At 43.1% G+C, this 8,267-nt stretch carries 4 protein-coding genes; all 4 read right to left on the reverse strand.

Annotated elements, in window-relative coordinates; translation table 11 throughout:
* Positions 1–137: 137 nt before the first annotated feature.
* The 4 genes from UYK_RS0110755 to pruA all read right to left on the reverse strand — a co-directional run bounded on the left by UYK_RS0110755 (position 138) and on the right by pruA (position 8,042).
* On the reverse strand, positions 138–1,337 hold the full coding sequence (locus UYK_RS0110755) for a lipid-A-disaccharide synthase-related protein (RefSeq protein WP_009459507.1): 1,200 nt from the start codon (positions 1,335–1,337) through the stop codon (positions 138–140).
* Between the two features lie 361 nt (positions 1,338–1,698).
* Positions 1,699–4,275: an ArnT family glycosyltransferase gene (locus UYK_RS0110760; protein ID WP_016871392.1), complete on the reverse strand. Its 2,577-nt coding sequence runs from the start codon at positions 4,273–4,275 to the stop codon at positions 1,699–1,701.
* 84 nt (positions 4,276–4,359) lie between these two features.
* Positions 4,360–4,803: a GNAT family N-acetyltransferase gene (locus tag UYK_RS0110765; protein WP_009459505.1), complete on the reverse strand. Its 444-nt coding sequence runs from the start codon at positions 4,801–4,803 to the stop codon at positions 4,360–4,362.
* Positions 4,804–4,964: 161 nt separating this feature from the next.
* Complete coding sequence (pruA, locus tag UYK_RS24160) at positions 4,965–8,042, reverse strand: L-glutamate gamma-semialdehyde dehydrogenase (RefSeq protein ID WP_009459504.1); 3,078 nt, start codon at positions 8,040–8,042, stop codon at positions 4,965–4,967.
* Positions 8,043–8,267: the final 225 nt, after the last annotated feature.

An 8,267-nucleotide genomic window follows, 5' to 3' on the forward strand; every position in this document is an offset into this window, starting at 1 on the left:
ACCGCACCCCCCAGTCCCTCTCCTTGCTCTTGCTAAGGAGAACCTCACCCCTACGCCCCTCTCCTTCCTAAGGGAGGGGGGCCGTAGGCGGGGTGAGGTAATATGTAAATTAATTGCATGTTATTTAGTCCATAATCCTAAGTTTCCCCTAGATAGGTTAGCAGAAAGCGGGCAATTCTCTCAGACGCACCAGGCGGGCCAAATCTTTCCGGGCCATTTTCTTTGCATTTGGCGAGGTAGTCAGAATCTTGTACAGTCTCGATGACTCGTCGAGCTGCTTGCTGTAGAATCTCAGGGGTTGCTGGCTTAGTGCCGATGGTTTGGGCATTTATACCCAACAGCCGCGTTTGCGCCTCTGCAAATTGATAGGTAAATTGAGGGCCTTCTCCGGGAATTTGGATCACAGGTTTTCCACTCGCCACTGCTAGATCCACCGCCAAGCCTGCCATACCAAGAATGAGGGTAGAGTAAAATACAATGTCATTAAACGCATCTGAGTAACATCTCACTTCCACAGGAGAACTTCCAGCAGCAGCATAGGTGAGTATGCCTTGCTCGTGCTGCCAACCTTGACTTTTAGCAATGTCGTCTAGTTCCGACATCAAATTTGGTACTAAAGCTGCGTAAAATTGTAGTTTTTGCCCGGATTCCAATTTGGCAATTTCTCGTACCAGTTGCAACTGCAAACAAAAATTTCGTGCAGCTTCAGGCATCCGTGACCCTGGCAGAAGAGCGATCGCGGGAACATCCGGTATCAGGTGTAAGTTTTTACCGGTGGGGACAAGCCTATCTAAAGCAGGGATACCACCAAATTTAGCTTTAGCTAAACCTTGCCGTTGCAGGTCAGAAGCTGTATAGGGATCTCTGGTGAAAACTGCCAGACAACGAGAAGAATTGAGGTCGTGCCATAGAAGCGGATTGAGACGCAACCGCCCTTCGTAGAGAGCAGAAAGACAAGAGATAAAAGAGACGAAAGGGCGCTTTGTTAAATAAGCAAATGTTTGGGAAATAAAATCCCCAGTAGCCATAATCAAATCGCAGTCGGGAGCATACTGTAACACCGCTTGTAACTGACGCCACGTTAACCCAATCAATCCCGATTGAAAATCTTTGAGCAAGTACAGACGCTTCATATAGAAGAATCCCCCAGAGGGCATTGTTTGTGTCGGCCCAATAATGGGGATGTTCAAGCTGCGGTAGGCTTTTCCCTCCCCCACAATCGGCATTGCCGCCATTTCCAGAGAAGGACACAATTGGCGCAGGGTTTGAATAACATGAGAGGTGTGGTTGTCCTCTCCATGACCGTTACTGATAAACAAAATTCGCTGAGAAGGCATATTGGGAATTGGGGATCGGGGATTAGGGATCGGGGATTGAAGTATATTTTGAAAATAGAGTATCAGAGAGCTAACTGAGCGGCAAACCCGTTATCCAAAAGGTCAAAGTCAAAAAATGGCTTTTGATTTCTAAGGCGGCTAATCACAGGAAAATTCCACAACGAGGGTATGAAAAATATAACGTAGACGCGTAGCGGCTTCGGTGCAGGGTACACAGATGGATCATGAGTTGGCTCCTAAGTTAATCTCCTATTTTTATTTTCAAGACAGACAGGCATGTAATAAATCACACAACGAGGGCATGAAAATTTAACTCCTCCTACACTCCTACACCCCCACATCCATTTTCAAAACAGTATTACTAGGCTCTTAACTTCTGAAAAATCTCCCATGCTCGAACTACCTTTCCTTGCATGAGTGCAGCAACTCCATGCAATGCTTGAATTTCTTTTAAGTCAGGGTTTTTAGCCAAGCTCGGTTGGAGAGATTTTTCCGCAGCACCAGGCTGCCAATTATAGATTTGCACAAAGGCTAAATATGCCCAAGCGTAAGGATTTTCTGAGTCTAGCTGAGTAACTTTTTCTAAAGCTTCTATTGCACCATTAACTTTTTTCTGCAATACGTTGGCTAAAGCCAAGGCGTAAGCCCAATCACGGTTTTGCGAAACATGCTGCAATCTATATGCCAAACTCAATCGCGCCTGTTCCAAATAATCTTGGATAGGATCGTATTGATTAATACGTGCAATTTCTGTAAATAATTGCTCTAATGCCTTTCTACCTTGAGGTAAATTTGCTGCTAAATTTCTTAATTGCGTGATTAAATCCAACTCTGGCGCAGTCGTAGCAGCGGCTTGGGAATCAATTTGCAATGTTACTTTTGGTACAGGGATTGAATAACTTTCCCCCGAAACTCGGTTGAGGTAAATAGCCTCTAAAATATAATTTCCTGGCGCAATATCAGCAGGTGGTAACATTGCCATTCTTTCAGTAACTTGGAATGTACCTTGAGGTTTGTTTGCACCTGCATATAAATTTCCCATGCCGATACCATGATCATGTATCCATGAAATCTCCTCCTTATCCTTGCTGAGGTTTTTCCAAGTGAGTAATACTATCCCGTTTTGCAGTTCTTCCCAAGCGCCAGTCCACTCATAAGTTACAGATACTGGTACTCCTGGTGGAGTTTTTTCTGGTACTGTGACTTGCAATAGAGCAATCTTAGTTTGTGGTTGTTCTGGGGAAATTGCTTTGACTTCTATGGGCGGGGTTTTTTGATGATAAAGCTTAAGAGTGCTGCTATCGACAATCCAAGACTTGTGAAGTTGGAAATCGCCATCTTGCTCTACACTTTTAACTATCAGAGCTTGGGCTTTTGGGACTGAACCTTGTTTGCCTGTTTTGGTGAGGAACCATGAAAGTGATCGCGCATCCTGTTTGACAAATTTCTTTTTTATTCCTACCTGTCGTCCGTAAACTTGAGAATTTGCCAATCTACCGTAGTAATTTAAATTATGCTGGTTAATTTTTGTGGTGGATGGCAATACTCCCAATGTGGAACGCAAATATGGTTCTGTGGCAATGATTTGGGCAATTATCTGGCGATGAGGTAACTCCTGTTTCATATAAGGGTAATGCTGGGCATTGGGACTCAAAGCTAATGTCATTCCATTACCAACCAAGCCACCAATGGGAAACAAGTTAAATACCATTAAAAGCACTGCCAAACCAAAAGTACCCCAGCGAATCCGCTGCGCCCAAAGACTTCGGAAGCGGGTAAATCCATATGCTAATAATACTGAAAGAGTAGGTAAATAAGGCAACACATATCGAGCATCTTTGTTTGGGTTTAAAGATGACAGGAAGTAAGCACCTACCAAAAAGATTGCTAACCATTGGAGTGAGGAGGTACTCTGAGGCACAGATGTGATGAAAATTTTCTCTTTGTCTCCCACTCTCTGCGTCTGAATGCCTTTTAATGAACGTCCCCAATAAATCAGCAATGCAACTATCGGTACAACTAACAAAGGCAATGACACCTGTTGTGGTAATTGTTCCCAATAGTAAGTCCAAGCTTGCAGTGTATTCAGGGGTGCATCACCTTCTGCGATCGCAGAATCTATTGTTGCCCGTTTGCCAGAGGTCAGAATCAGCAACCAATTGGTGCGATACCAGGGACTAAACACCAATATCGACAAACATAAAGCCCCTAGTAACTGGAATAACTTTCCCCAACAACGTTGACGAAGTGCGCCAAACCCTACCCATACTATCGGTGTCAGCAGAAAAAATAACGCTGTCTGCTTCACCATTAATGCCAAACCCAAGGATAAGCCAAAAGCTGCTGCCCAGAGGATATTGGGAGAGTGAGAGAATTCACAGCTTTCCACCTTCTGCCATCTGCCATCTGCCATCTGCCTTCTGGCTTTGACTTTCCAAAGTGTCAGGCAAAAAAAACTGAGGGTGACAACAGCTGCAAGGGGATAATCGAGGAGAAAATCTAAGCGTAATTTATAAAGCGCAGGCATGACTTGACAGAGTGCAGCTGCCCACAAACCTACAGTTTCGCTAAATAATATTCTACCTAATCCATAAATTGAACCTAATAAAACAGCACTAAATAACAGCATAATTAGTGCAGCTTGATCTGGCCCAGTGCCAAAAATATTTTGAACAACAGCCCCAACAATGTAAGTTAAGGGTGGGATTTTAGAAGATAACATCCAAAAATTTTGCCACCATTGGCTATCCCAGAATTGGGGATTCTGCAATGCTTGCCAATAAATCAAAGTGCCAGTTAAATAATCTGCCTGATCCCAAGCTGGAATAGAATTGTCTAAAGCAAACCAGATGCGATCGCACACCGCACCCAATAGCCAAATCATGCTGAGTATCAGTAAATTCTTAAACTGTTTGCGCCGATTTTTTGGATGATTCATAAACCAGGAACACTATAATGGTTAGTTATTTGTTGTTTGTTGTTGGTTCTTCTCAACAATCAACCATCAACTACCAACTAACAACTAACAAATTAAATTTTTCCTCATTTTTACATGAAGAATTCCAGCTTCTTCAAAAACTTCTCCTTCTTGCTGAAAACCTAGTTTTTGATATAAACCTTTTACATACTCTTGAGCATTAATTAAAACTTCTGGGATATTTTTACTAGCTATGACTTCGAGTGCTTTTTCTGTAATTTTCTGACCAATGCCCTGTCCTCTTGCCATTCCTAACACGGCTAATCTTTCTATTTTTGCGGTTTTCTCATCCAAATATCTAATCCTGGCTGTACCTACGCATTCTCCATTTAAATAAGCAATCAGCTGATCACATATCTCATCTAGACCATCAAAATCTAAATCTTGTTCCACTCCCTGTTCTACCTGAAAAACTACCCTTCTAATTTTCTCAATTTCTAGTAACTCTTCAGGTATATGAGCAACTCTGATTGTTAAATTACTGATCATTTCACTCTAAATTTTCTGGTTTTACCCATTTTTTCGTCCGCCAATAAATAAATTTCCAAGGCTCAAAGCTCAAGTAAGCTAAAGCTTACTGGATATACATTCGAGTTAGTTTTAACGAACTTGGGCTATGAACCTTGAACTTTAGTTGAGTGGCTACAATATTATTCTGCTCCTTCAATCGGCGCAAAACCTTGCCTTTGAATATTCTCGGTGATCGTACGCGGTTCTAAAAATTGCAGTAAGTAATCAGGGCCACCAGCTTTAGAACCAACTCCAGAAAGCTTGAAACCACCAAAAGGCTGTCTTGCGACTATAGCACCGGTGATGGTGCGGTTAATGTACAGATTCCCGACTTCAAAATCTTCTTGTGCTTTTTGAATGTGGGATGGCGTGCGAGAGTAAAGTCCCCCAGTCAAAGCATAGTTGGTACTATTGGCAATTGACAAAGCCTCCTGGAAATTGTTCGCCTTGATGACGGCGACGACAGGGCCAAAAATTTCTTGTTGAGCAATTACTGCATTTGGCGATACATCTGTAAAGATTACCGGGCCAATAAAATACCCATTCTCTGGTGCAGGCATTTCTAAAGCAACCTTTGCTTCTGCTTTGCCTTTTTCGATATACTCGCGAATGCGATCGCGTGCATTAGCATCAATCACGGGCCCTACCTTAGTACCAGGTAACTCTGCTGCACCGATGTTTAGCGATTTGGTTGCTTCTGTAAAACGCCGTACAAAGCTATCGTAAATAGCAGTGTGAACAATCACCCGTGAACAAGCAGAACATTTTTGACCGCTGTAACCAAATGCCGATTGCACAACACCCATGACAGCTTGGTCTAAATCAGCACTTTCATCTACGATAATTGCATTCTTGCCTCCCATCTCTGCAATTACTCGTTTCATATGCTTTTGACCGGGTTTTAGGTTGGCAGCTTCTGCGTAAATTCTACACCCTACTTCTTGAGAGCCAGTAAAAGCAATTACATGGGTATCGATATGATTCACCAAATAAGCACCAACTTGGGAACCCTTACCTGGCACGTATTGAAATACACCTTTAGGTATACCAGCATCAACCAAGACTTCCGTCAGTTTTGCTGCAATCACCGATGATGTTTCCGCAGGTTTGAGCAGGGTACAATTACCAGCAACCAAAGCTGCGACTGTCATTCCCGTGGCGATCGCTAGCGGGAAATTCCAAGGAGAAATGACGACTGCAATTCCCCGTGGCTGGTAAATATAACGATTTGTCTCGCCCGCAACGTCGTAATTATAACCTTGCTCCAGCCGTTCCATCTCCATAGCATAGTAGCGACAGAAGTCGATCGCCTCACTGACTTCTGCGTCTGCTTCTCGCACTGTTTTTCCGACTTCCAGCACAATCCAAGCAGCAAGTTCGGCGCGACGCTGTTCCATTAAATCAGCAGCTTTGTACAAGATACCAGCACGTTGTTGAACGGGTGTTTTGCGCCAACTAGGAAAGGCTGCTTTTGCAGCTTGCATTGCCTGTTCTGCTTGTTCGACACTTGAAAGACCAATTTTACCAACTACTTCAGTGTAATTTGAAGGGTTAACAGAATTGATCATTTCTTGGGTGTTAACATACTCACCATTAATTAACGGCAGATAGGTTTTACCAAGTTGCTGGCGGACAGTTTGCAAGGCTTGTTGTGATTCCTTTCTTGATTCTTCCTCTGCATAATCTGTATCTGCTGCACCCACAAATTTGACAGCAGTTTTTCCGTTTTCTTCTAAAGTTCTAAATTCTCTTCTCCCTTCTCCCCTGGCAACTTTGTCGTCTGTGTCTGTTGCTACAAGTTCTCTTCTCCCGTCTCCCCTGGCGACTTTCTCTTTGTCTTCCTGTTTGAAGGTTGGGGGTGCTAGTAGTTCTTCTACAGGACGATTTTCCAAATTTTGTCTTAAGAAGGAACTATTGGCAGTATTTTCTAACAATCGACGAATCAGATAGGCCATTCCGGGGAGAAGTTCACCGTAGGGACAATAAACGCGGACGCGATAACCCTGATCAACTAAAGCTTTGGCGAGTTTGTCACCCATCCCGTAGAGGACTTGCATTTCAAAGCAACGACTAGGAACTTTTAAACTTTGGGCGATCGCTATAGCATGAGCTTGCGATCGCACGTTATGGCTACCAATGGCAGCATAGACATATTGATGATTTTCCAGCAATAACTGGGTAATGTTCTCAAAGTTGGCATCCGTTGCCGCTTTGTCGTTGTAAACTGGCTGTGGCCAATGTTTCTGTTCTGCTTTGATGGTTTCTTGATCCCAGTACGCACCTTTTACTAGGCGAATTGTCATGGGATAACCACGTTCTTTTGCCCAATCAATTAATGCTTTAGCATCTTGTTCGCTGTCGCGCAGATATGCTTGGATGGTCATGCCAATATCTGTACGGGCGCGAAACTCTTCTTCTAGTAAAAGTTTTTTCAGAATGTTGAAGATTAAATCTTTGTACTCATACTGTTCCATATCAAAGTGAACAGCAACACCCAACTCCTTAGCACGACGCAAAAGAATACGAATGCGATCGCTTACCCTTGCTTCACTACCTTGAGGATCTAATGAATCAAACTGCGAGTAAAACGCTGTCAACTTGACAGAAACCTGAACTTTCGGCAATGGTTCGCCATCTGCTTGATCAATTAACGGCACAGTTGCCCAATTCTTCGCTGCTTCTGCTAATTGTTGCATCAAATCAAGATAGCGTTCCAGGTAAGATTGTGCTTCTGCTTCCGTAATTACCGCCTCACCTAGTAAATCTACGGTGAAAGCCATCTTGTCTTTACGCAGTCGCTCAATCGTCTTGAGTACCTGTTTAATATTTTCTCCAGCAATATATCTATGAGCTAATGTTTCTACTGCTGTAGCCACAGTTGTAGCAGCAACCTGTCCTGGCATGGAATCAGGATTGGCAAAATTTAACATTCCCTTTAAGGCAGATGGTAATTCTACGGTCTCATCGCCTAAATATTCCTGTAAGTGTGCGGCAATTTCCGATTTGCTATGTAAAGCAGGTAAAGTATCTATGAAACGAAATAACTGCACTCGCAATCCGGGATTGCTCATCGCCCAAGCCAGTATTCGATCATCCCAGCGCATCTGATCGCGTAACGCCGAGAAGAAATTACGATTTTCTTGGGTTACTCCTAGCAAAATTTTGGCAATTTCTTGGGTTTTTGCTTCGTAGGCACTAGTTTTTACTTGTAAAACCACAGATAACAAACTCCTTGTATAACAGTTATCATTTATCAGTGATCAGTTATCAGTAAACTTAAAAACCCCAACCCTCCCCTTACCAAGGAGAGGTAGGTAATTTATTCTTTTCTCCCCCTTAGCAAGGCTACGGTGTTAAACACAAGTCTGAAATAGCTTATGAATCCTGGTTTTACCCCACCCTAACCCTCCCCTTTACAAGGGGAAGGAACTGGATCTTTTGTT

The sequence above is a fragment of the Fischerella thermalis PCC 7521 genome, assembly GCF_000317225.1.
GTDB classification, from domain to species: domain Bacteria; phylum Cyanobacteriota; class Cyanobacteriia; order Cyanobacteriales; family Nostocaceae; genus Fischerella; species Fischerella thermalis.